Annotated in this window: 17 protein-coding genes and 1 tRNA gene; 14 read left to right on the top strand and 4 right to left on the bottom strand. The window is 68.0% G+C overall.

Annotated elements, in window-relative coordinates:
• Nucleotides 1–14 precede the first annotated feature (14 nt).
• The gene (locus tag FBT69_11640; GenBank protein ID MDL1905444.1) at nt 15–986 is read right to left on the bottom strand and encodes a hypothetical protein; all 972 of its coding nucleotides are present in this window, start codon (nt 984–986) and stop codon (nt 15–17) included.
• Between FBT69_11640 and map the strand changes: the two genes are divergently transcribed.
• Nucleotides 964–1,785: a type I methionyl aminopeptidase gene (gene map / locus FBT69_11635; protein ID MDL1905443.1), complete on the top strand. Its 822-nt coding sequence runs from the start codon at nt 964–966 to the stop codon at nt 1,783–1,785. The genes FBT69_11640 and map overlap by 23 nt on opposite strands.
• 63 nt (nt 1,786–1,848) lie before the next feature.
• Here the strand turns inward: map and FBT69_11630 are convergent, their stop codons facing one another.
• Nucleotides 1,849–4,188 (bottom strand): hypothetical protein, encoded by a 2,340-nt coding sequence (locus FBT69_11630; protein MDL1905442.1) that lies wholly within the window; start codon nt 4,186–4,188, stop codon nt 1,849–1,851.
• 131 nt (nt 4,189–4,319) lie between these two features.
• Here FBT69_11630 and FBT69_11625 point away from each other — a divergent pair, with 131 nt between their 5' ends.
• The 8 genes from FBT69_11625 (at nt 4,320) to FBT69_11590 (ending at nt 14,497) form a co-directional block, all read left to right on the top strand.
• Nucleotides 4,320–5,129 carry a tryptophan synthase subunit alpha gene (locus FBT69_11625; protein MDL1905441.1) on the top strand — a complete coding sequence of 270 codons (810 nt, stop codon included), beginning with the start codon at nt 4,320–4,322 and terminating at the stop codon, nt 5,127–5,129.
• A 218-nt stretch (nt 5,130–5,347) separates the two neighbouring features.
• Nucleotides 5,348–7,501: a glutamine synthetase type III gene (locus tag FBT69_11620; protein MDL1905440.1), complete on the top strand. Its 2,154-nt coding sequence runs from the start codon at nt 5,348–5,350 to the stop codon at nt 7,499–7,501.
• 86 nt (nt 7,502–7,587) lie between these two features.
• Nucleotides 7,588–7,660: transfer RNA gene (locus tag FBT69_11615), tRNA-Met, on the top strand.
• Between the two features lie 106 nt (nt 7,661–7,766).
• Nucleotides 7,767–8,579: a prepilin-type N-terminal cleavage/methylation domain-containing protein gene (locus FBT69_11610; GenBank protein MDL1905439.1), complete on the top strand. Its 813-nt coding sequence runs from the start codon at nt 7,767–7,769 to the stop codon at nt 8,577–8,579.
• 12 nt (nt 8,580–8,591) lie between these two features.
• Nucleotides 8,592–10,133, top strand: coding sequence for a HAMP domain-containing histidine kinase (locus FBT69_11605; GenBank protein MDL1905438.1), 1,542 nt, complete (start codon nt 8,592–8,594; stop codon nt 10,131–10,133).
• Nucleotides 10,003–11,559, top strand: coding sequence for a sigma-54-dependent Fis family transcriptional regulator (locus tag FBT69_11600; protein ID MDL1905437.1), 1,557 nt, complete (start codon nt 10,003–10,005; stop codon nt 11,557–11,559). Before FBT69_11605 ends, FBT69_11600 begins: the two co-directional genes overlap by 131 nt.
• The gene (locus FBT69_11595; protein ID MDL1905436.1) at nt 11,556–13,034 is read left to right on the top strand and encodes a hypothetical protein; all 1,479 of its coding nucleotides are present in this window, start codon (nt 11,556–11,558) and stop codon (nt 13,032–13,034) included. Before FBT69_11600 ends, FBT69_11595 begins: the two co-directional genes overlap by 4 nt.
• Before the next feature lie 179 nt (nt 13,035–13,213).
• The gene (locus tag FBT69_11590) at nt 13,214–14,497 is read left to right on the top strand and encodes a hypothetical protein (GenBank protein ID MDL1905435.1); all 1,284 of its coding nucleotides are present in this window, start codon (nt 13,214–13,216) and stop codon (nt 14,495–14,497) included.
• 113 nt (nt 14,498–14,610) lie between these two features.
• Here FBT69_11590 and FBT69_11585 read toward each other — a convergent pair whose 3' ends face one another.
• Entirely contained in the window at nt 14,611–15,741 is a 1,131-nt protein-coding gene (locus FBT69_11585; GenBank protein MDL1905434.1) for a TlpA family protein disulfide reductase, read from the bottom strand.
• 126 nt (nt 15,742–15,867) lie between these two features.
• On the opposite strand from FBT69_11585, the gene FBT69_11580 reads away from it, so the two are divergent.
• The 5 genes from FBT69_11580 (at nt 15,868) to FBT69_11560 (ending at nt 22,252) form a co-directional block, all read left to right on the top strand.
• Nucleotides 15,868–17,844, top strand: a complete 1,977-nt coding sequence (locus tag FBT69_11580) for a cation-translocating P-type ATPase (protein MDL1905433.1) — start codon at nt 15,868–15,870, stop codon at nt 17,842–17,844.
• A gap of 69 nt (nt 17,845–17,913) precedes the next feature.
• A complete protein-coding gene (locus FBT69_11575; GenBank protein MDL1905432.1) occupies nt 17,914–19,017 on the top strand; it encodes a DUF2961 domain-containing protein in 1,104 nt (367 codons plus the stop codon).
• Nucleotides 19,018–19,024: 7 nt separating this feature from the next.
• Nucleotides 19,025–19,927, top strand: coding sequence for a sugar ABC transporter permease (locus FBT69_11570; GenBank protein ID MDL1905431.1), 903 nt, complete (start codon nt 19,025–19,027; stop codon nt 19,925–19,927).
• A gap of 1 nt (nt 19,928) precedes the next feature.
• Nucleotides 19,929–20,783, top strand: a complete 855-nt coding sequence (locus tag FBT69_11565; protein ID MDL1905430.1) for a carbohydrate ABC transporter permease — start codon at nt 19,929–19,931, stop codon at nt 20,781–20,783.
• Between the two features lie 17 nt (nt 20,784–20,800).
• Nucleotides 20,801–22,252 (top strand): sugar ABC transporter substrate-binding protein, encoded by a 1,452-nt coding sequence (locus tag FBT69_11560; protein MDL1905429.1) that lies wholly within the window; start codon nt 20,801–20,803, stop codon nt 22,250–22,252.
• Between the two features lie 36 nt (nt 22,253–22,288).
• On the opposite strand, the gene FBT69_11555 is transcribed toward FBT69_11560, so the two are convergent.
• Nucleotides 22,289–25,102: a hypothetical protein gene (locus FBT69_11555; protein MDL1905428.1), complete on the bottom strand. Its 2,814-nt coding sequence runs from the start codon at nt 25,100–25,102 to the stop codon at nt 22,289–22,291.
• Nucleotides 25,103–25,115: the final 13 nt, after the last annotated feature.

Genomic DNA, 25,115 nt, shown 5'->3' with positions numbered 1-25,115 from the left:
CGTCGGCGTTGCGGTCATCCAGGAACGAGGACCGAGATGGCCCGCGGCTCCACCGCGCATCGCCACGTTGCCTGATTCTGATCGCCGACAGGAACGCCCGCAGGGCCGACCTCGCCGTCGATCTGGCAGGGAGCGTCAACCTCGTCGCTGCGAACCTCGACCACGCGTCCACGCGCACGCACGCACGAGGGGCGCGTGAACTGCCGGCCGAAGCGTGCGACCGCCATCCACGCGATCACGGCCAGGGACGAGGAAGCGGGGAAGAACACGGAGTCGAGCAGACCGTCGGAGACGTCGGCCGCGGGGCAGGGGTCGATCCGCAGGCCGTAATGACGGCTGTTGGCGATGACGGCGAACCCTCGCTTCCCTTCGACGACCTGCTCGCCATCGACAATCATCGTCATTCGAGGCAGATGGGGCCGAACCACTTCGGAGAGCACGGGGCAGACATAGGCCGCGTGCCCGATCGCCCTCGACCGCGAAGCGTCGAGGCGGTGGATGACGCCGGCATCTGGGCCGATCGAGGCCATCAGCACGAAGGCGCGTCCGTTGCACCGGGCAAGGTCCATGCGGACGACACGACCGCGCTCGACGGCGGCGAGCAGTCGCGGCACGCTCACGCTCATGTTGAACTCACACGCGAGCAGGTTCTCGTTGCCGGTCGGCAGGTGATAGAGCGGGACGCCGAGTGTCGTCAAGGTCTGGAGGAGGTGGTTGACGGTCCCGTCGCCGCCGACAATCACGGCGAGCGAGCAGTCGCCGAGCGCCCCGGCGGCAGCCTGGCCGTCGCTCCCCGGCCCCACGGGCACGACAAGCGGATGGTGCCCGGCACGGCTCAGGGCGGCGGCGGCAGATGCGCCGAGCAGCCTCGCTCGCCCTCTGCCAGACCGCTCATTGACGAGGACCGCAACTCTCACGCGCGTGAGAGCGTAGCGGACGCCACGGGCCGCTACCATTGCCGCCATGCCGCGGCCGACCATCGTCACCGAGACCGACACCGAACTCGCCCTTGCAGCGGCACAGTGTGTCGTCGAGACTCACTACCGTCTCGCTTCGTTTCTGCGCGTCGGCCAGTCCCTCGCGGACATCGACCGTTTCGTGGCTCGCACGCTCGAGGATCTGCGTTGCCGGTCGTGCTTCCTTCACTACAAGGTGCCCAAGACGCCCCCCTTCCCATCGCATGCCTGTCTGAGCGTCAACGACTGTATCGTCCACGGCACGGCAGGGTACCTCACGCGGCCGCTCGCCGAGGGGGACGTGCTCAAGGTCGACGTCGGCGTCGTCCATCGCGGATGGATCGGCGACGCCGCGTGGACCTATTCATTCGGCCGCCCATCCGACGTAGTCCGGCGGCTCATGGCGTGCGGCAAAGAGGCGATCCGGCGGGGCATCGCGGAACTCCGGCCGGGCAACACCTACATGGCTTGGGCGCGCGCGGTGCAGAGCCACGTCGAAGGCGAGTGCGGCTTCCATCTTGTCCGCGGGCTGGGTGGGCACGGGTACGGGCGGAGGTTGCACGAGCCGCCGTTCGTGTCCAACGTCGTGCCCGGCTCGCCCTTCGAGTGGCCGGACGGCGGGGAGCCGTGCCGGCCAGGCACGCTCGTCGCGGTCGAGCCGATGATCGCGGCCGGGACGGGCCGCACCAGGCAGGCGAGGCATGAATGGCCCATCTTCACGGCGGACGGTTCGATGAGCGTGCACTATGAACACGACGTCTTGATCACGGAAGCCGGCCCGCGCGTGCTGACCGAAGGACTCGAGTCTCTCCCCGACGAAGTGGGCTGAAGCGCGGAAAAAGGGCCGGCCCTTCCGGACCGGCCCGCGCGATCGTGCGATGCGATCGGTACGTCAGTTGTCGATAGCAGCGGACCACGGCGACCACGTGCTGTTGCGCCCGTCGCAGAGGGTGCGCACGCGGTAGCGCCAGCGGCCCGACGGCGGGCTGTCGGTCGTGCCCGTGACGTTGGCGCCGACCGTGCCGATGGAGGTGGTGTTGGTCCAGGAGTTGCCGACCCGCTGCTGGCGCTGGATCTCGAAGCCGGACTCGATACCGGACGGGTCGTTCCAGGCGATCGAGATCGTGCCGCCCGAGGCGGAGCCGGTCGGCTTGGCTGGCGTCGCGGCCCTGAGGACGATCCATGCCGACCAGGACGAGTCGCCGCCGCTCCCGTTCGCGCGCACTCTGTAGCGCCATCCGCCCTGACCGACGTTGTCGCTGAACGTGGTCACGTTCGCGCCGACCGAGCCGACGATCGTGCCGTTCTTCCACTGGCCGGACACCTTCTCCTGCCGTTGGACCTGGAAGCCGGTCTCGTTGTTCGAGTTGTCGGCCCAGACGACGACGGCCTGTCCCGGCCCGCCTTCCTCGCCCGAGACGATGGTGGGCGCGACCGGGATGCTCCCTTGCACGATGGAGATGGCGAAGAAGTCATCGTCGGTCAGCCCCCCGGAGTCCGTGACGGAGGGCATGATGTAGTGGACGCCGAGGGAGAGGGACGAGGTCGTCACGTTGGCGCCGACACCGATGACGCCGTCCACGTGCGACACCCAGACGATCTGGCTGGAGATGTCGCCGTCCTCGGGGTCGATCGCCGTGCCCGAGAAGGTGACGGGCGAGCCTTGCAGGAACTGCGAGCCGTTCGAGGGAGAAAGGACGGTCAGGACGGGGGGCTGGTTGGGGGTGTAGCCGATCGCGGCGGCCGCGTTGACCACGCCACCGGTCACGGTGTTGTTCTGGAGGGCGGTGATGGGGCGCGTCGTGCTCATCACCTGCTGGTAGATCGATGACCAGGGTGCGTTGGGGTTCTTGCCGTAGACGAGCGCGACGACGCCCGCGGCGTGCGGGGACGCCATCGACGTGCCGTCCATGAACGCGTACCCGTTGGTGCCGTAGGTGCTGTAGACGTTCGCGCCGGGCGCGCCCATGTCGACGGAGTTCTTGCCGTAGTTCGACCAGCTGGGCTTGGTGTCCGTGCTGGTCGTTGCAGCGATGGCGAGGAGGTTGGTGTTGGTGTAGGAGGCGGGGTAGAAGGGGCTGGTATCGTTGTTCGTGCCGTTGTTGCCCGCGGCGCAGACGTAGATGTGGCCGACGGACTTCGAGTTCTCGATGGCGTTGTAGAGCGACGAGGAGTAGCTGCCGCCCCCCCAGGAGTTGTTGGAGACCTTGACCTGCTTGTTGACGGCGTACTGGAGGCTGTTGATGGCGCCTGAGATGGTGCCGCCGCCTGAGCCGAGGAATCGGAGGGCCATGAGCTTGCACTGCCAGTTGACGCCGACGACGCCGGTGCCGTTGTTGCCGACCGCGCCGACGGTGCCGGCGACGTGAGTGCCGTGGCCGGTGTCGTACGGGTTGTTGTCGTTGCTGTAGAAGTCGTACCCGTAGATGTCATCGATGTACCCGTTGCCGTCGTCGTCGATGCCGTTGCCTGGAATCTCGCCCGGGTTCTCCCAGCGGTTGGCGGCGAGGTCCGGGTGGTTGTAGTTCATGCCGGTGTCGATGATCGCCACCACGAAGTTCGGGTTGCCCTTGTAGACGTCCCAAGCCTCGGGTCCGTCGATGTCGGCATCGACCTTGCCGTTGACTCCGTTGACGTTCTGGCCTGTGTTGTGCATGCCCCAGAGGCGTGAGAAGTGCGTGTCGTTCGGGATGACGCAGGTGCGAACGATGTAGTCCGGTTCCGCATAGACGACCGACCCCGAGAGCGCCGGCGCGCTGAGCAGCGCGATCGCCTCGTTCACGCTCACTCCGCCGCCGAGGCTGAGATGCACGAGGCCGGGAACGAGCGTGAACCGGTCGAGCACGCGCCCCCCGATAAGCCCGGCGACCGGCTCCGCCGCGGTCCCCGGCGTCAGCTGCACGAGGATCGTGAACGGGTCGTACTCGAGATGAACCGTCGGATCCTCGAGCAGCGAGTGCAGCGCGGCTCGGGGATTCTCCGGTGCGATCCCGGCCATGTGCAGCGAGAGCGCATCATCCGACGCCGACGACGCGCCGGCGAACGCCATGAGCGCGCCAAGACAGAGTGCGATCCGATCGCGTGCCCACTTCATACCTCGTTCCTTTCTTCGCATGAGACTCATCGGCCTGGCGCTCGGCCCGGCTCTTTCTCCGATCCGTCCGTCCGGCAACGCCAACGCGCGACCGCGCATCTCGACCATGCATGGCGGCACGGACACCGAATCCCCCATGAGTATCCGCAAAGGCCCCCCTTCCAGGGCCACAATTCCTGAAAGTACTTTGGAGGACACCCCCCGTCAAGATGCAAGGGCTTCTTTCCACGCTCGACCCATGCCCTGAGAGGTCACTACGCTGATCGACCATGAACCGAATCGAGACGGCATTCAGCGACGCGCACGCCAAGAACACGCGCTTGCTGATGCCCTTTCTGTGCGGGGGATTTCCCCGGCCGGGCATGACGGGACCGCTGCTCGCCGCGCTCGAGACGAATGGGGCCTCGATTGTCGAGATCGGCATCCCGTTCTCCGATCCGATTGCCGACGGACCCGTCATTGCGGGTGCCATGCACGACGCGATCCAGGCGGGAGCCACCCCGGCCAGCATCTTCGCTGAAGTCCGTTCCGTTCGGGATTCGATCGGAATGGGTCTTGTCGCGATGGTCAGTGTTTCGATCGTGCAACGCCTCGGAGGGCACGACGGGTTTCTCGATCGAGCCAAGGAAGCCGGGTTCGACGGGATGATCGTGCCAGATCTGCCGCTGGAAGAGGGCGGAGCCTTTCGGGACCGCTGCGGGGAGCTTGGATTGACGTTCTCGTACCTGGTCGCGCCGACGACGCCTCGAGACCGAGCCTCCGCGCTCGCGAGGAGTTCGACCGGCTTCGTCTACCTGCTTGCCAGGACGGGGATTACCGGAGAGCGCGACGACGCCCCGGACGTGGCGGAGCGCGTCGCCAGCCTGCGGCGTTCGACCGATCTGCCCATCGCCTGCGGGTTCGGCATTTCCAAGACGGCCCATGTTCGGGCGGTCGTGACCCACGCGGATGCCGCCATCGTCGGGAGCGCATTGGTCCGCCGCATCGAGCAGGCCGTTGAGTCCGGGCAGGATGCCGTGGAAGCCGCCGGCGCGTTCACCCGCGAACTGGCCTCGGGCCTGCACGACACGCGGGGTTGATGGGGCCGGCTGACCGAGACACGAAATCTTGTGGAGGAATGGCCGCCGGGCTTGCGAAGTCCGCCGGGGATGCAACAATCCCCGCGTCGGGTCCGACGGGGGCCCGACTTCGCACGGATGCGCGTCGGAGACGCGCATCCAAAGGGTTGCGAGGAGCGGCGAGCATGACGCGGCGAGAGCTGAACGGCAACGGTGCGCGCACGGCATACGTCGGCACGATGGCGCGCAACGGCACGGAGGGCACTGTCATGACGCGATGGGAGGACGTGGAAGCGACCTTCTCCTGCGACGTGTTCACCGAGCGCGTCATGCAGCAGCGCCTGCCGAAGGACGTGTTCCGTCGCCTGCTCCGCACGATCCACCACGGCGATCCGCTCGAGATCGAGGTCGCGGACGTCATCGCCGCGGCCATGAAGGACTGGGCCGTCGAGAACGGCGCAACGCACTACACGCACTGGTTCCAGCCGCTCACCGGGCTGACGGCGGAGAAGCACGACACGTTCCTCACGCCGGACGGTCACGGCGGCGCGATCAGCGAGTTCACCGGCACGATGCTCGTGCAGGGCGAGCCGGACGCGTCGAGTTTTCCGTCGGGCGGCCTGCGGGCGACGTTCGAGGCCCGCGGCTACACCGCATGGGACGCGACCAGCCCTGTCTTCCTGATGCGCGGCCCGAACTACGCGACACTGTGCATCCCCACGGCGTTCGTGTCGTGGAACGGCGAAGCGCTCGACAAGAAGACGCCCCTGCTTCGCTCGATGGACGCGCTCTCCGCCGCCGCCTTGCGCGTGCTGCGCATCTTCGGCAGCGACACCGGCGTGCGCCGCGTGTACGCGACGGTCGGCGCGGAGCAGGAGTACTTCCTGGTCGATCAGTCGCTCTTCTACTCGCGCCCGGACCTCTCGACCTGCGACAGGACGCTCTTCGGCGCGAGGCCCCCCAAGGGGCAGCAGCTGGAGGACCATTACTTCGGATCGATCCCGCCCCGCGTGCTCGCGTTCATGGCCGAGTGCGAGCGTGAGTTGTATCGGCTGGGCGTGCCGGTGAAGACGCGGCACAACGAGGTCGCGCCGGGGCAGTTTGAACTGGCGGCGCACTACGAGACGGCGAACGTGGCCTGCGATCACCAGATGATCGTCATGGAAACGCTCAAGCGAGTCGCGCCGCGCTACGGACTGCGGTGCGTGCTCGCCGAAAAGCCGTTCGCGGGCATCAACGGCTCGGGCAAGCACCTGAACTGGTCGATGGCGACCGACACGGGCGAGAACCTCCTCGACCCGCAGGACGACACGCACTCGAACATGGAGTTTCTGACGTTCCTGTGCGCGGTGATCCGCGCCGTAGACCTCCACGCGGACCTGCTGCGGGCCTCGGTCGCGAGCGCGGGCAACGATCACCGCCTGGGGGCGAACGAAGCGCCCCCGGCGATCATCTCGATCTTCCTGGGCGACATGCTCACGGACATCATCGAGCAGCTGGCCGCGGGCGCGCCGAAGAAGACCATGCGCGGCGGGAAACTCGACCTCGGCGCCGCTACGCTGCCGCAGATTCCCCGGCACACCGGCGACCGCAACCGGACCTCGCCGTTCGCGTTCACGGGGAACAAGTTCGAGTTCCGTGCCGTGGGCTCGTCGGCGAGCGTCGCATGGCCGACGACGGTGTTGAACGCGATCGTCACGGATTCGCTCCACGACATCGCGGACGAACTCGAGAAGGCAGCGGGCGCGAACCCGACCCCGCAGAAGCTGGAAACCTCGGTGTGGAAGGTGCTCCAGGGCGTGGTCAAGGAGCACCGCCGCGTGATCTTCAATGGCGACGGGTACGACACCGCATGGCACGCCGAGGCGGAGAAGCGAGGGTTGCCAAACCTGCGCGACACCGTGGATGCGCTGCCCGTGCTGAAGTCGAAGAAGGCGGCCGACCTCTTCAAGCGGCACAAGGTGCTGAGCAAGGCCGAACTGGAGAGCCGCGCGCACATCTTCGTCGAGAAGTACGTCAAGCAGGTCACCATCGAGGCCGAGACGATGGTGTCCATGGCTCGGACGATGATCCTGCCGGCGGCTCTCCGCCAGCAGGCGGAGATCGCGGAGACGGTCGCCGCAACCGAGGCCGCGGACGTGGACGCCGGCGACGCTCGGGCGGCCCTGGAGGACTTCGCGGACCTCGTGACGCGGTTCAGGGCGGCGATCGGCCGTGTCGAGGCGGCGCTCCGGCATGAATCGTCCAACCCGGACAAGCACGCCGAGCACATCAAGCATGCGGTCCGTCCGGCCATGACGGACCTGCGTGAACTGGGCGACGAACTCGAGATGCACATCGCGGACGACCTCTGGACGCTCCCCAAGTACCGCGAGATGCTGGCGATCCGGTAACTCACTCGGTCAGCGGGCATCCTCGATCTCCCCACCCTGCCGCCGCTTTCGCGAACCGCGCCCCCGGCTCGGTATGATGCCCCAAAGGCCCTGTAGCTCAGCGGTTAGAGCAGGCGACTCATAATCGCTCGGTCCCCGGTTCGAATCCGGGCGGGGCCATGTGGCTGTTGGAAGGGGCTTGTGCGGGAGGGGACGATTGCTACACTGGTGGGGTCCGGATTTCGGGGCCGGGCGAGGAGTGGCCCGATCGGGCTGGGCGTTCGTGATGCATCGAAGAGGCCATCGCGTGGGCGGGCGTCGCGTCGGCGCGGCCGTTGTCGTGCGCACGCCGCGGGCCTTCACGCTGCTTGAGCTCCTGGTCAGCGTCGCAATCGTGGCGGTGCTGCTCGGGCTGGTCGTGCCCGGGCTGGCAATGTCGATGAAGTCGGCGCGCGGATTCCGATGCCAGATGTCGCTGCGCAGTGTCGCCTTCGATTTCACAGTCTTCGCCGATGACACGCTGCACGGCGACCGGGGCGACGACGCGGCCTTGGGCAACCGATTCCGGCTGAGCACGTTCCAGGAGAGCCAGTACGGCATCGACGAGTTCTGGCGCTGGGAAGGTGAAGAGACGCACACCGTGCCTGACGAGTCACGCTACGACCCGATGCGGTGTTCTGAGGTCAAGGGGCCTCTGACGCTGCGCCGGGATCTGCCGTGCGGAAAGCCCGGCGCGATCTCGCCTTCCGAGCACGTCTCGTTCGGCTTCAACTCACGGCTGCACCGGGCAGAGGTCGTGAGCGGGGATGGCAAGGTGAAAGCGGTGTACGTGATGCTGACGCAGGACATCCTGTCGCAGACGGACGTCCCGCTGGCGTGGGACGTGGACGGCGCGCTCGCGGCACAGAAGGGGGTCGAGCCGGTGTTCTCCGCGCCCTCGCTGGACAGCCAAGGCCCGTACGCCGGCGACGCGTACTGGTTCCCCGGGCTACGGCACAACGGATCGGCGAACTTCGCGTTCATGGACGGACGGGTGGAGTCGTCGCGCCGACCGTTGGACGAGGACGGCTGGCGCTGGGGCTACCAGCCCATCCGCTAGCCGCACTCCGCCATGACGCTGCAACGAAAGTTCGCGGTGCTGCTGGTCCTGCTGGGGCTGACCGTGGCCGCGAATCTGGGCGCTGCCGTGTGGGTCGTGAACATGCTCGACCGCGAGCAGCGCGAGCCGATCGAGGGCTTGACGCGCGTACTGACCGGGATGAGCCGCGTCAAGCGTTCGCTCTGGGATCTGGCCGAGATGCTCGACCTCCCTGTCCTGGAAGGGAGTGAGTCTGAGGAGGAGTTCGCTCCCCCCGACCCGAACGAGGTACAGAAGCGCTTCGCGGCGTTCCTTGACCGCGTGCAGCGCGAGATCGGCCACCTCGAATCCGGGGGTTCGTACGTCGTGCGCTCCGGCATCAGCACCACGAGGAATCTGCGAGCGAGGATCGAACTGACCGCCGACGAGGTTGCGAGGTGGCTCGATCACCGCGATGAGGCCGCGAGAGAGCGAGCCAGAACGAACCTGTACGAGTTGCACGAGTTGATCGAGCGCATCGAGGGCAGGCTGCTCACGGACGCGCGGATGGCCGCGGAGTACGGCGCCGACCTGCGGCGAAGGTTGTCGTTCGTGCTCGGAGCTTCGCTGGTCGTCGTTGTTCTTTCCGCGTGGCTCGCGGTCGTGCTCTTTCGGCGCTGGGTTCTCAAGCCGGTCGGGCTGCTGCGGGTCGCGGCCGACGAAATCGCCCGCGGGAACTTCGAGCACCGTGTGCCCGAGCTTGCTCGCGACGAACTCGGCCTGCTGAGCCGCGAAGTGAACGACATGGCACAGACGATCGCCAACATGCAGGCCGAGCGGATCGAGCGTGAGCGGCTGGCCGCGGTGGGCGAGATGGCGCGGAGTGTCGCCCACAACATCCGGAACCCGCTCGGCGGCATCCGATCGCTGGCCGAACTCTCGGCGGACGAGCTGCCTTCGGACTCGCCCGTGCGTGACCACCAGGCTCGTATCGTGCGGACCGTGGACCGATTCTCGGCGTGGCTCAACGGGCTGCTGAGCGCAACGACACCCCTCGAACTGCACCCCGTCGAAGGGGAGGTCACGGGTTGGCTGGAGAGCGTCGTCGAGACGCACCGCGCGATGGCCCAGGGGCGCGGTGTTCGGCTCGAACTCGACGTGAGCGCAGCCCCAGGCAGCGCGGTGTTCGATCGAGAGCATTTGGAGCAGGCCGTCGTCGCGGTGCTGACGAACGCGCTGGAGGCGACCCCGACGGGGGGTCGCGTTCAGGCTCGGGCATTCTCGGACGGGTCGTGGTGGGGTGTCATCGTCGAGGATGAGGGAGGGGGAGTGCCGGATCAGTTGCGGGAGCGCATATTCGATCCATACTTCACAACAAAGCCGGGAGGGTCTGGCATCGGTCTTGCCAGTGTCAGGCGTGTCGTTGGACAGCACGGCGGGCGTGTCTGGGTCGAGAACCGCCCCGATGGGTCGGGAGCGGCGGGCTGGAACGGACCGGGGGCCGTGTTCACGCTCAGGTTGCCGCTCGGAGTGGCGGCAGGTACGGCCAGTGGTGGCCAGACAGGACCAGACCATGGCGAGGGTGCTGATCATTGAGGACGAGGAAAACCTGAGATTCTCCATGCGCCGGGCGCTCGAAAGAGCGGGTCACCAGGTCGACGAATCGGCGACGGCCGCGGGAGGGCTGGCGGCTGTCGAGGAAGGCGTGTTCGATGCTCTCATCTCGGACGTGAACCTCGGTACGGGCGCGGACGGGCTTTCCGTCGTCAAACAGGTGCGTGAGCGAGGATTCGAAGGCGCGATCGTCGTCGTCACGGGGTACGGCAGCGTCGAGGGCGCGGTCACGGCCATGAAGCAGGGGGCGGATGACTACCTTCTCAAGCCCGTGAGCCTCGAAGAACTCGGCCTGCTGCTGGAACGCCTGCTCGAGGGGAGGCGGGTCCAGACGAGACTGAGGCTGTACCAGCGGCTCGAATCCACCCGCGAGGCCCAGCGAGAACTGCTCGGCGAAAGCCCTGCGTGGCGCGAGACGGTACGGCTGGCAGAACGGCTGGCAAAGCTGCCGCTCCCGAAAGCCGAGGGCGTCTCGCTGCCGACGGTGCTCCTGCTCGGCGAAACGGGGACGGGGAAGGGACTGCTCGCGCGGCACGTGCATCGCTCGTCCGAGTCGCCGGACGCTCCATTCGTGCACGTCAACTGCACCGCGCTGCCGGCGAATCTCGTCGAGTCGGAGTTGTTCGGACACGAACGTGGGGCCTTCACCGATGCGAAGACGGCACGCGAGGGGCTCTTCGAGATGGCGGACGGCGGCACGATCTTCCTCGACGAGATCGGCGACATGCCCGCGGACCTGCAGGCGAAGCTGTTGACGGTGCTCGAAGAAGGGGCGTTCCGGCGCGTCGGCGGCTCCAAGCCGCGCAGGGTCAGGGCGCGCGTGATCGCCGCGACCAATCTCAACCTCGCCGATCGCGTCGAGCGCGGCGAGTTCAGACGCGACCTCTTCTATCGGCTCAACGCCTTCACCGTGACCATCCCCACGCTGCGCGAGCGAGGCGAGGACGCGGTGCTGATCGCTCGCGAGATGGCGGCGCGGTTCGGGAGGCAGTTCGGTCGCGCTGGAACACGGCTTTCCTCGGAGGCCGAGACCGCGGTGCGCGGGCACGGCTGGCCGGGCAACGTGCGCGAACTGATCAACTCCGTGCAGCGGGCCGTGCTGCTGTGCGAAGGCGACGAGATCGGACCCGCCACGCTGGGACTGGCCGGCGTGCGTGTCGGGCCGCTCAAGGCAAGGCCGATCCCGACTCAGCCTGCCGCACCGAAGCAGGGTGGTCTCGTGTTCGACTTCGACAACGGCGTTCACACCGCCGAAGAAGTTGAGAAGCAGCTCATCATTCAGGCTCTGGCTCGCACGCGGGGCAACGTGTCGCGTGCCGCAAGGCTTATCTCCATGCAGCGGAGCAGCCTGCGCTACCGGATCGAACGCTACAACCTCCACGAGCTCGTGCAGGAGTTGACGCGATGAGGCGAAGTGCCTGGAGCGCGGGCGTGCTGGCTGTCGCGTGCGGCCTCTCCGCCGATGCCCTCACGCTCAGCAGAGACTGCGCCACGTGGGTCGATCCGCGCGGCGACGCCGTGATCCGCCGCACCGATCCGGGTAACGACGGCCCGATCATGCCCGGCGCGACGTTGCCCGACGTGGTGCGGGTGAGCCTGTGCGCCTGGCAGCCTACGGACCCCGTGGCCGATCCGTACACGGGGAACACGGTCGATCCGGACGACGCGCACCTGTTCAAACTGGACCTGGTCTTCGCCGGAGTTGTCAACCCGCCCGGGCCGCTGGGGTTCTACGGGCAACCCTACGACCCCTTCCGGCACGGCCCAAGCCCCGTCATCGGCTACCTCGACATCGACGTGGACTCGAAGAACACGGGCGGTGAACTCGGCTCCGCGGCGAGATCGCGGTACCTCGCGAACGTGGCCCGATTCGGGCGGCTGCCCTACGGCTCGATCTCCGAAAGAGTCGCGACATCCGCGTTCGACTACGACTGGAACTTCGGCACGCCGCCGCAATACGAGCGGACCGGCGCGGACTTCGCGCTGGTCTTCTGCGGGTGCTGGGGACTGACCGTCGTCAGCGAAGGGGGTAACGGCAACGGTGTCTTTGATGAGGGCGAGTCATGGATCGTGCGCGGCCGGCTGTTCCAGCGCACGAACGGGTATCAGGAAGCGAGTTCCGCGTGGGGCGGGAGCGGGTTCGGCACCTATGACCCTTACGTCAACGTGCGGTTTTCACACGACACACACGCCGATGAAACAACCATCACGCTGGTCTTCGCGCTCGACATGACCGGCGCGGCCATGCTGACAGGTCAGCCGGAGCAGCCGATCAACTACAACGTCGGTGATCACGTGAGCATCGTCGAGGCGCTCTCGGACGTTATCGACGGCGCGGACGCCGGCGGGCTGAGCGAGCCTGTCTGGGAACTCATCAAGGGCTGGAAGGGGCGTGACCCGTTCGATTATCTCGACCCGACGGAATGGGCCGTGAGCGCGCTCTTCGGGATGCCGTACGCGGAGCAGCAGGCGGGCGCAACCTTCGTCTGGACTGATTCGGGGATGGGAGAGTGCCTCGGCGATTTGAACGCTAACGGCTACGCCACGGCCGCGGACAAGACGCTGCTCCGCGAAGCCGTCTACGACCTGGACGGCGGAGCGCAGGACGCCGACGGTATGGTCAACGGCCGGGTGGTCATCGTGGACCCAGGCCCGAACTTCAGCCTCTACGACCTCAACGGGGACACGGTCGTCAATCTTGACGACTTCCGCGTGTACGGCAAGCCGGCGGACTTCGACGGCAACGGCGTCGTCAACACGCTGGACTTCATCGCGTTCCTGAACGCCTGGGTGGCGGGCGATCCGGCCGCCGACTTCGACCTGAACCAGGTCGTGAACACACTCGACTTCATCGCGTTCCTGAACGAGTGGGTCCAGGGTTGACCGAACGTACCGCACTGGCCGCGACGGCCGCCAGACCTGGCCAACCCGCATCAACCCGTCAACGAAAACCATCCCGCATTCATCGGAAGCGGCGTTGTACCGCTGGCACACGCGCTGCATAGCAAGGCTGCGGCGGCATCGTGGCCGCGACTCATCCACCGATTGGCAGGAGGTTCCAGATGAACGCTCAGAGGACCGCGCTCGGCGCGGCGATCGTCGGCGCGCTCGTGCAGGGCGCGATCGCCCAGTTCAGTTTCAATGCAGGCATCGGCTACCCAGCCCCCGAGCGCCCCGACGGTGTGGCCGCGGCCGACTTCAACGGCGACGGCTTCGCCGACCTCGCCGTCGCCACCGAGACCCCGAACAAGGTGTCGTTCCTCTTCAACAACGGCGACGGCACCTTCGCTGCACCGGTGAACGTCCTCACCGGGGGCGGCACCGGACCCGGCTTCGTCGCCGTCGGCGACTTCGACGGGGACGGCGACTTCGACGTGGCTGTCGCGCTCAAGAACATCGGCGTCGTGCGCGTGCTCGTCAACACCGGCGGGACGTTCTCGGCAGGAAGCAACACGACCGTCGGCGACGAGCCTCGATGGATCGCCACGGGCGACCTTGACGGCGACGGCGACCTCGACATGGCCGTCATCAACCGGGGCGACGACTCGATGACCGTGCTGCTCAACGACGGGACGGGTTCCTTCACGACGTCCACCGTGGCGGTCGGCGCGGACCCGCGATCCGTCGCCCTCGGCGACTTCGACCGCGACGGGGACTCGGACGCCGCCGTCGCCAACCATGACGACCGCACGATCGGTATCTTCGCCAACAACGGCACGGGCGGGCTGACGCTCGCCGCCACCCTCTCCGTCGGGGCGCAGCTCCGCCCTGACGGCCTCGTCGCGAGCGACCTCACAGGCGATGGCCACACCGACCTCGCCGCCGCTACCTCGGGCAACGGCCTGAACTTCGCGAGCGTGTTCGTCAACACCGCAGGCGGCCTGACAGGCCCCGCCAACTACGCCATCGGCGGGGCGAACCCCGTTTCCATCGCCGTGGGCGACCTCGACAGCGACGGCGACGCTGACCTGGCAACCGTGAACCAGGACTCCGCCAATGTTTCGCTGCTCGCGAACAACGGCACGGGCGCGTTCGGAGCGTCGATGCAACTCGCCGTCGGTGCGACGCCGCAGCACCTCGCCATGCACGATCTCACCGGCAACGGCACGCCGGATATCGCCGTCAGCAACCGTGACAGCAACTCCGTCACTGTCCTGTTGAACGCGGCCGCTCCGCCCTGCCCCGCGGACTTCAACGGCGACACGGTGGTCAACTCGCTGGACGTGCTCGCCTTCCTGAACGCCTACACGAGCGGTGATCCGTCCGCCGACGTCAACGGCGACACAGTCATCAACTCGCTCGACGCGATCGCCTTCCTGAACCTCTACAACGCCGGCTGCGCGTGATCGCATGCCGGGCGCACCCACCCCCGGCAGGTCGAAAGGCCGGCCGGGGCGATTGAAGTCACTCTCGGCCGGTCGCTCGCTCCCCCCGCGGGCGGCCGGCATTCCCATGCTGATCAGCCCCCGCCCGACCTGCGTGCCCGCCGCGCCTGCACGCCCGGGTCAGCAGTGACGATCTGTTCCACGATCTCATGCGTCAGCGGGTCGCTCGTATCGAGCGGATAGCCCTGCCAACGCACAACACCGTCGCTGCTGATGACCAGCACGTGCGGGATGCCCTCGACGCCGACGGCGTTGGACATGCGCTTCTGCGTGTCGATCGCCTGCGGGTAGTACATGTCGTTCGATGCCATGAACTCGCGGACTTTCTCGGCTGTCTCGTCGCTTACGCCGATCACGACCACGTCGTGGCGGAACTTCGCCTGGATCTCGTTGAGTTCAGGGATGGCCTTCCGGCACGGGCCGCACCACGTCGCCCAGAAGTCGATGATGACGACCTTCTCCTTCGTGTCGGGCTGGTTCGTCAACCACTCCTCGACCACGAAGTCCGGCGCGGGCTTGCCGCGGAAGTCCTGACCGTACAACTTCTTCTCGGCCGGGGCGGGCCAACCGCCTTCGATCGTCCGCGCCCCCGGTGCGTCGTACGGCTCGGAGAGGAGAGCATTGACGATCTCCTCCAGCTTGTTCCGGTCCGCACCGGCGACGCGCATGACGCCGTTGCGGTCGATCACAAAGTAACTGGGAATGAACTTGACGTCGAGTTGGGAGGAGAGTTTCCGCTGAGGGTCCGCGGCGAACGCCCACGGGAGTTGCTCCTTCTGGACGAAGGGGTCCATCTGCTCCCAACCGCGGGCGGAGTGTACGCCGAGGATGACCAGGCCGCGGTCCTCGTACTTCGCGTGCAGCTCGCGCAGTTTCGGCAGCGCAGCGCGGCATGGGCCGCACCAGGTCGCCCAGTAGTCGAGGAGCACGACCTTGCCGCGCAGGTCGGCCCACGAGCGAGCGTCGGTGTTGATCCACGTGGTCAGGCCGTCGAGGGACGAAGCGGGCTTGCCTTCGAGTGTGTCCCAGTGACGGCGCGAGGGAGGATCGCCGCGATCACGCCACGCCGCCGGTCCGGGATCGGAAGCATTCACCTGCTGCGCGGGTTGCTGACGCTGAGAGCCGCGCGTCTGCGCACTCGCTGTGCCGACGGGAACAAGAAGAACGGCCGCGAGGGCAGCCACGGGAAGCGATCGATGCCGCACGGTCAGCCTCCTTCACACGGGACGAACCGCCACGATACAGGCGATCCTGCGATCAGCTGAATCCTAGGCCGCAACTGAGATTTGGTATCAATCGACTTTTATGGACGGAGCGGTATCGTGTCCGCCATGCAGACCGACGCGACCGCGATCGAGCGGGCCACCCGGGTTGCTCCGAGTACGCGGACCTCGGCGGCCGCGTGGCTTTGGCAACCGCGTGTGGAACTGTGGGCATCGATTGTCGCCGGGACGCTGCTCGGCGGGGCCGTGGCGGGCGAACACCTCGGTGGCTACGCGGATGCCGTCGTGCTTGCGTGGACGAGCCTCGCCATCGGCATGGTCTACGGCGTGCGAGCAGCGATCGTCGCGCTGTCGGACCAGCGAGTGGATATCGACGTGCTCATGGTCCTCGGCGCGGGGCTTGCGGCCGGGATAGGGCACCCGGAAGAGGGGGCGTTGCTGCTCTTCCTGTTCGTGCTCGCCGGCGCGCTGGAGAAACTGGCCATGCAGCGGACCCGGCGCGAGATCGAGGCGCTGCACGCGCTCATGCCGACCGAAGCCCTCGTGTGGCGCGACGGCGCCTGGCAGGCGTGCGAGCCGGAGTCGCTGCACCCCGGCGATCGCGTCCGCATCCGACCGGGCGACCGCGTGCCGGCCGACGCCCGCATTGTCGAGGGATCGTCCGCCGTCGACGAGTCCCTGCTCACCGGCGAGAGCGTGCCTCGCTCCGTCGGCGTGGGCGACGAGGTGTTCACCGGCACGATCAACGGCGAGGGCGTGCTGGTCGCCGAAGTCGAGAGGCCCGTCGCAGAGTCCAGCCTGCGGCGAGTGCTGGAACTGGTCACCGTTGCCCGCGAGCAGCGTGAGCCGCTGCAGCGTGTGATCGACCGCATCGGGCAGCCCTACACGCTCGGCGTCATCACGACGAGCCTCTGCGTATTCGTCGTATGGTGGCTCGGCTTCGGCGACGCGCCTGCCCGCGCCGCGTATGTCGCCGTCACGTTGCTTATCGTGGCGTCGCCGTGCGCCCTCGTGATCTCGACGCCCACGGCGACACTCGCGGCGATCGCGCGCGGGGCGAGAGCGGGCGTCCTGTTCAAGGGCGGCGAATCGATCGATCGCCTCAGCCGCACCGGCGCGGTCTGCTTCGACAAGACCGGCACGCTCACACGCGGACGCCCGACCGTAACGGACGTTGTGACGCTCGACGGGCTGGACCGGGAGAGCGCGCTCGGCACGGCAGCGGCGCTCGAAGCCGACTCAACTCATCCGACGGCCTCGGCGATCGTTTCCGCCGCCCAGACCGAAGGTATCACGCTCCCGCGAGCGGACGAGCCTCGGGCGGTCATTGGACGCGGCATGACCGGGAGAATCAACGGGCACGAAGCCCGCGTTGGTAGCCTCGCCCACATGGAGGGGCTGCTGTCGGAGAACGATGCTGCGAAGATCCGGTCGATCCTCGACAACGCCCGCACGGCGGGGATGCTCGGCGTGGTCGTGGCTGTTGGGGGACGCGCCGGCGTCATCCTGTTGCGCGACGAAGTTCGACCAGGGGCGAAAGGCCTTGTCGATCGCCTGCACACCCTGAACATCCGCCCCGTACGAATGCTCACCGGCGACGACCGGATCGTGGCCGAGCGCGTAGCCAACGAGCTCGGCATCGATCGGTGGGACGCCTCGCTGCTTCCGGAGGACAAGGTAGCAGCGGTGGAGACGACGAAGCTCGAAGCACGCGATCAGGGACGCGAACTCGCCGTCGCTGTCATCGGTGACGGCGTGAACGACGCCCCAGCCCTCGCCGCGGCCGACGTCTCGATCGCCATCGGCTCCATCGGCTCGGACGCAGCGATGGAGTCGGCGGACATCGTGCTGCTGGGCGAAGACCTCGAACGGGTGCCGTGGGCGATCCGCCTGGCTCGCCGCACGCGAACGACGGTGAAGACGAACATCGCCTTCGCCCTCTCCGTCATCGTGGTCATGGGGCTGGTCACGCTGATCGGTTCACGAACCGGGCTTCAGGTGCCGCTGTCGGTCGGCGTCCTCGCCCACGAAGGCGGCACCATCCTCGTCGTCGTCAACTCCCTCCGGCTCCTCTGGTTCCGGTGAGCGGTTGCGGAAGCAGCTTCCCCGCGTCAGAATCCGCCCGCGGCAGCGACCGCGACCGGAGGCGAACGGATGAACGGATCGTGGTTCGGCGGGCTGGCCCTGGCCATGCTCTCGTCGGCGAGGAGCAGGTCGATCTCGGCGGAGAATCCGACAGGCGGAAAGGGTGCGGGCGCACACGTCGCTCCAGGCGATGACCCCCACTGCTCGGAGGCGGGGCGCGACCTTGGCCGAGGCTGGAAGATCCGGCCCTGCCTGCGGAACTTCGAGCCGGGGCAGACGCTGACGCTCGCTGAGATAGAGGGACCGGGCGTGATCCGCCACGTCTGGTGCACGGTGCTGCACGCCGTGCACCGCTGGGTGCGGCTGCGCGTTTATTACGACGACAGCGAGCTGCCCTCGATCGACGTGCCTCTCGGCGACTTCTTCGCCAACGGGCTGGACGGGGCCGCGCTCGTGAACTCGCTCCCTGTGGCGGTGAACCCCAAGGGGGGGATGAACTCCTACTGGCCGATGCCCTTCCGCAAGGGCGTGCGCGTCGAGGTGACGAACGACGGCCGCGAACGCATCAGCGAGTTCTTCTACCAGATCGACTACACCCTGGAGCCTGTTCCGGACGACGCGGCATACCTGCACGCCTGCTGGCGGCGTGCGCTGACCACCCGCGAGCGGCCGGAGCACGTGATTCTCGACGGAGTGCGCGGACGGGGACACTACGTCGGCACCTACCTCGTCTGGAATCAGCTCTCCACCGGCTGGTGGGGTGAGGGCGAGGTCAAGTTCTTCATTGACGGCGACGCACCCGAGGGCCCGACCATCTGCGGCACGGGCACCGAGGACTACTTCGGTGGCGCATGGGGGTTTGTCATGGACCACGCTGCGGACCTGCGGCCGACGACCTACTCCACGGCGTTCCTCGGGTACCCGCAGGCGGTCTATGAGGCGACGCCTCGTGTTGGGCCGCGCCCACCCTCGCACGGGCTGTACCGCTGGCACGTCCCTGACCCGGTGCGGTTTGATCGCGACCTGCGTGTGACGGTGCAGGCCCTCGGGTGGTGGCCCAGCGGTCGGTACCAGCCGTTGACCGACGACATCGCCTCGACCGCGTTCTGGTACCAGTCCCCGGCGGCGAGCGTGCCGTCGCTGGCGGGGCTGAACGAGCGGCTGCCGCGCTGAGAGCCCCATGTCGAGGTGGTATATGGTGGAAAGGAGAATGCGCCACCGCTCCTCCAGCGCGGCCTACGGCTTCATCGCCTTCCCTCTCGCTGCGCTGTTCCTGTTCACGCTTGCGCCGACCGTCGCCGGGCTGGGGCTGAGCCTGTTCGCTTGGGACGGCGGGGGCACGCCGCGGTTCGTCGGTCTGCACAACTTCGCGGACCTGTGGACGGACGCGAAGTTCCGGCCCGCGTTGCGGAACACGCTGCTGTTCGTCGCCCTCAGCGTGCCGCCGACGGTCGTCATCGGGTTCCTGCTCGCCGTCGCCGTGCACGCACGCTGGTTCGTCGGCAGGACGGCGGCGCGCACGGCATACTTCCTGCCCACGATTCTCTCGATCGTCGCCATCGGCTTCATCTGGCGCTGGCTGCTCGACCCCGAGGCGGGACTGGTGAACTGGACGCTGCGGGGCTTCGGCGTGGAGCGCCCGCCGGACTGGCTCAACGACGGATGGTGGCCGATGGCGTCGATCGTGCTGGTCTCGGTCTGGCGCGGCGTGGGCTTCTGCATGGTGCTGTACCTCGCCTCGCTCGGGTCGATCAGCCGCTCGTTGTACGAGGCCGCGGAAGTGGACGGCGCAAGCGGGTGGTCCGTCGTGCGGCACGTGACCTGGCCGCAGGTCGCGCCGACGACGGCTTTTCTCCTCATCACGGGCGTCATCGGCGCGCTGCAGGTCTTTGACATTGTCTTCGTGATGACCGGCCAGGTCGAGAGCGACCGCACCAACGTGCTGAACCTGTACGTCTACCGCCAGTTCAGCTACGGTCAGCTCGGCTACGCATCCGCTGTCGGCGTCGTCATCTTTACGATCACCATCCTGGCGACACTGGCGCAACTGGCGTGGTACGGCGTGCGCGGGAGGGGGGTGTAGCGTGCGCCGGGCCGCGCGCCACCACCGCCCGCCGATGCCGATCGTGCTGCTCGTGCACACGCTCGTTTACGCGGGGGTGGCCACGATGGCTCTGCCGCTGCTCTGGATGGTCGTCACGTCGCTCAAGACCGAGGCCGAGGCCGGGGCGTCGCCGACGTTCGCCACCCTGCTACCCGATGCGCCGCAGTGGGCGAACTACGCGAGGGCGTTCGAGTCGGCCCGCCTCGAGCGGTACTACCTGAACTCGACGCTTGCCGCCGTGCTGACGACCGTGCTGGGAGTCGCGCACAACGCCCTTGCAGGCTACGCCTTCGCGAAACTCCGATTCCGTGGCCGTCGCGCGCTGCTCGGCGTCGCGATGGCGACCATGATGGTGCCCGTGCAGGTCTACTTCATCTTCGCGTACCTGCTCTGCACCTGGCTGGGGTACGTGGACAGCGTGCAGGCGCTGGTCGTGCCGTTTCTCGCGTCGGGGTTCGGGATCTTTTATATGCGCCAGGCGACGCTCACCGTACCGGATTCGCTGCTCGAAGCAGGTCGGCTCGACGGCATGTCCGAGTTCGACCTGTTCTGGCACGTCGTACGCCCGACGGTCTGGCCCGCCATGAGCGAGCTGGGCATCTTCACGTTCGTCTTCAGTTGGAACAACTTCTTCTGGCCGCTGATCGTCGTCGACTCCGAGCGGTCGAAAACACTTCCGCTCGCGCTCGCGGACCTCTCGGCTGGGCTGTACGTGGATTCGTGGCCCGTGCAGATGGCCGCCGCGACGATCATGGTCTTTCCCATGGTGGTCGTCTACCTTGTTCTGCAGCGGGCCTTCGTCCAGGGCGTGGCCCTCACCGGACTCAAGGAATAGTCCAGACGGAGGCAGGCGTGCGGTCATCGGCTGTTGTCCTCTTCGGCATCGCGGCGGGCACAGCAGCGGTTCTCGCGCCGACGGCGATCCTCGCCCCTGACCGCGCCGACACCAGGTCGCGCGAGATCCTGTTCACCGTCTGGGGAATGCCGTTTGAGGACCGCCTGTTCGAGGACGGCTACGCCCGCGGCTTCGAGGCCGATGAGCCGGGTCTGCGCGTCGAGTACCGCCGCTTCCCGGACGTGACCGCGAAGTACACCGCCTGGCACGCCCGCGGCATCGGCGCGGAGGTCATGCGGATTCAGGTAACCGACTATCACCAGATGGTCGATCGCGGGATGCTGGAGCCGCTGGATGCGTACATCGACGATCCCGTGGACGGCATGAACGAGGCGGCTCTGGCGGCGATCCCACCAGAGATGCTCGACGCGCTCCGGGTTGACGGCAGGTTGTACGCACTGCCCCAGGACATGGCGCAGATCGGCCTGTACTACAACCGCGCCATCTTCGACGCCTGGAACGCGGCACATCCCAACGACCCGGTGGAGTATCCACGCGAGGGATGGACGTGGGACGACCTGCGTGAAACGGCCCGAAAACTCACCCGGCGTGAAGGCGGTCGCGTCGAGGTCTACGGCTTCGACATGTTCATCTGGCAGTGGCCCTTCATGAACTTCTTCGCGCAGGCGGGCGGCGCCCTCTGGAGCGAGGACGGGCTGTCAACGCTGATCGACTCGCCGGCCGGCGTCGAGGCGATCGCGCTGGTCAGGAGCATGGTCTTCGAGGACGGCTCGTTCGTCCCCGCGTTCGGCGAGCAGCAGGCGACCGGTCCGCACTCGCGGTTCGCGGAAGGGCGAACGGCGATGTTCCTGGACGGCTCGTGGATGGCGCCGAGTTTTCAGCTGCGCAACCCTTCGCTCGATTTCGCGGTCGCGCCCGTGCCGCGCGGCCGCGTCGAGGCGGTCTGCGCCGGCGCGTGCCTGTGGGGCATCTCCGTCCACGCGAAGCACAAGCGGGACGCATGGCGGATGATCCGGTGGCTCGTGGACGAGCCGCAGGCGCTCCGGTATTGGGACACGCTCCGCGTCGCGCCGCCGGCCAACCTCGCCGTGGTCAACTCCGAGGCGTTCACGCGAACGTCGGGCATCGAGTCCGAGCGCGAGCCGGGGCGGTACCTCGTGCCGCCGATGCGGGAGGACGAGTTCGCTCGCTACGCAGAGTGGCTGCGCTACGGCATGACGCCGCGAGGGGATTCCGGCGAAGCGCCGGCCTTCGTCCCGGTATCGCTCTACCAGCGCGCGCTCGAGAACGAGATATCCGCGCTCCTGCACGACGTCCTCCGCCACCCGACCAACCCCACGGCGGAGGACGCGCTGGCCCGTGCCGCCAGGGCGGTGCATGACGTGATCGACCGCGACAGGGCCGCCAAGGGGCTGCCGAAGGTCGAGCGCGGAAGGAAGCCGGATTGAGCGATCTCGCGCGAAGGACGTCCGAAACCGCTCCCTTCACGGTCGCGGCTCATTCGGCGTGGTTGCCCATGTCGAGACGGTGCCGGTCTCGATGGAACCGCGCACCCATGCCGGCGCATCGTCCGACGCGAGCCACGCGATCATGCGATGAAGCAGGTACAGGCCCGCGGGGCTGGCGTGGTCGAGCGTGGAGACCGCCAGCACGCCGGCGCCGACCCGTGCAGCGAAGAGCTGATCGAACGGCTCGGGCCCGCCGCGATCGTGCGTGAACACGAGGCGGACGATCGGCTCGACACGATCGTCGAGGCCAAGGCGAGCGGTCGGCACGGCGCGGCAGACGCGGCGGTTCAGGTCGTGGAGCAGGCAATCCGCCATCCAATCACCCTCACCCGGCGCGAGCGGCCCGCCCGGGCGGCTGTCCAGGACGAGCGGAACCTGGCCGTAGAGATTGACCGGCTCGTTCGGCGGTGAACCCGCGGCCTTCGACGCGAGAAGCAGCACACGGCGACCCGACTCGACCGCCCGAACCACTTCGGGCGTCAGCCTGTGCGCGGCAAGCACGCGCCACCTGCCCGCGCCAACCCGCGCCGGTGCGACGGGCTCTGCGTCGGGCAGGAGGGCCGCGGTGTCCGGCAGCGCGGGCCGCCACGATCGGCACGGCAGCGCCCACCCGCTGCTGTACGCCCGTTCCTCGAATGCGGGCTCGCGCTCGGCATCAGTGAAAGGCAGTCCGTCCATGCACGCAACGCCCGTCGGCAGTCGCAAGCGATCGGGCATCACCCACAGATCCCACCCGTTCGACTCGACTCCCTCGGCCTCGGCGCGGATCGTGAGCCGCGTCGGCGTGTCAACGCTCGGCACCGGCAGGTTGACCGACGCGAACCCGACCTCGCCCTCTCCGACTCGCAGGAACCCGGTTTCGCCCGCACGCGGCGCATCGTGCTCGACCTCCGAGACGATCCGCACGCTCGCGTTCACCGCCCGATCCGAGGAGTTGCTGATGCCCGCTTCGAGCCTGAGCGAGCGGCGCGCGAGCACGCCCGTCATCCGGTCCGGCGTGCGCAGCAGCAGCGCGGCGTCCGCGAGCCACGGCCGCGTCCGCTCCGGCGCGAACCGCCACCGCCCGAGGTCGTCCTCGAAGCCGCACTGGCAGACCGGCACGTCGCGCAGGTGGTTCATCACCCAGCCCGCGTGCGAGGGATCCTCGCGGAACACCTCCGACTGCCACTTCCGCAACAGGAGATTGAATCGATCGCCCCGCCGACGCAGCACGGCCGCCGCGTCGATGCCGAACCGCTCGCTCGCGCGTCGCTCGAACTCGACGAAGCGGTCGAGTTGCTTCGGCAGCCACCAGGGGCGTGCCCCCCCCACCGCCGCCAGCAGCCCCGCGGTGTCCGGCCACGAGGTGCCGATGATGGTCTCTCCCATCACGAACGGCCTCGGCTTCATCGCGCCGAGCGCGGCACCCAGGTCGTCGAAGTACGCGGGCCAGCGGCCGGGGTTGTCGTAGGTGTGCTCGTCGTGCAGGTCGGTCCGCGCACCGTCGCTCCAGTTGAGGAACCCGGTCTGCACCTGGAGCAGTCGGCCGGGCAGCTCGGCGCGTGCCGTCTCCCACCACCACGCGGCAAGGTCCGGGTGGAACCGTTCGTGCTCGCAGGTCGCGCTCACGATCACGACCGACGGATGCCGGCGGTCGCGCCGCATGAACGCCGCGAGCAGCCGGCGGTACTCCGGCAGCAGCCGCCCGTCCATGTCGGACTTCCAGACCGGGTGAATCTGCCAGAGCAGCATCCCCGTCTCGTCGGCGATGTCGTAGAACCACCGCGGCGCATACCACATGCACATGCACACGGCATTGAAGCCCATCTCTCGCAGGCGGGCGAAGCGCTCGCGAACCTCGTCCGGGCGCGGCGCGGGGGCGATGTGCGTCGGCTCGTGCCCCCAGTCGAGCACGCCGCGAACAAGCAGCGGGCGACCGTTGAGCAGAACGCGCGTGTTCCCCGGGCCGCCCGTCTCGATCGTGCGGAACGCGAACCGCACGCGGTCGATGTCCGGCGGCCCCGGCGCCCTGCCCCGGACGATCACGACGGCCTCGCCGAGGTGCGGATCGGTCGGCGACCACCTGGCCACGCTCGCCACCCGCATGTTCGCATCGATCGTCGTCGCGCCCGGCTCGAAGCGTGCTTCTGTTTCAACGGCCTCGCCCGTGCCTGGCGCACGAGCGCGGAAGACCGCGCGCCCGCCCTCGTGCCCGGGCTCGAGTTCGACTCGCAGCCGAACGGTGCCGGACGACGGGTCGGCAAACACCGCCAAACCGTCGGGCCTGATCGCGGGCGACCCGGTCTGTCGGACAGATACGCCGCCCCAGATGCCCGCGTGCTGGAGGCTGATGACGTCGTGGAAGCCCTTGGTGACGTGGCCGATCCACGGCTCCTCGCCGACTTTCTCGGGGCGACGGCCGACCACCTGGTCGACGCGACAGACGATCTCGACCCGCTCGCTCCCCGCGATGGCCTCCGTGACGTCGAACTGGAACGGCAGATAGTCGCCCGAGTGCGAGCCGACCTCGACGCCGTTGACCCAGGCCGTGCAGTCGGTGGCGACCGCCTCGAAACGGAGCCACGCGCGCCGGCCGGGCGCGAGCCATCGCGCCGGCAGCCTCGCACGCCGCCTGTACCAGGCGATCCCGGTCGTCGCTTCGCCGAGGCCGATCTGCCAGGGCTCGTCCGTGCGGGTGGAGACCCATCCGTCCCGCGGCGGGTGTTCCCACCATCGCTCGCACAGCCCGGCGTCGTTCGGATCGTGACGAACGGACCAGCGACGGAGCAACTCGAGCGAGTCGGCGGGCATGGGGCGAACTGTA

The organism is Synechococcales cyanobacterium CNB, from assembly GCA_030263455.1.
GTDB lineage: Bacteria > Planctomycetota > Phycisphaerae > Phycisphaerales > UBA1924 > CAADGN01.
Note: the sequence above shows the minus strand (reverse complement) of the source record. Positions and strands in the feature narration are given on the sequence as shown.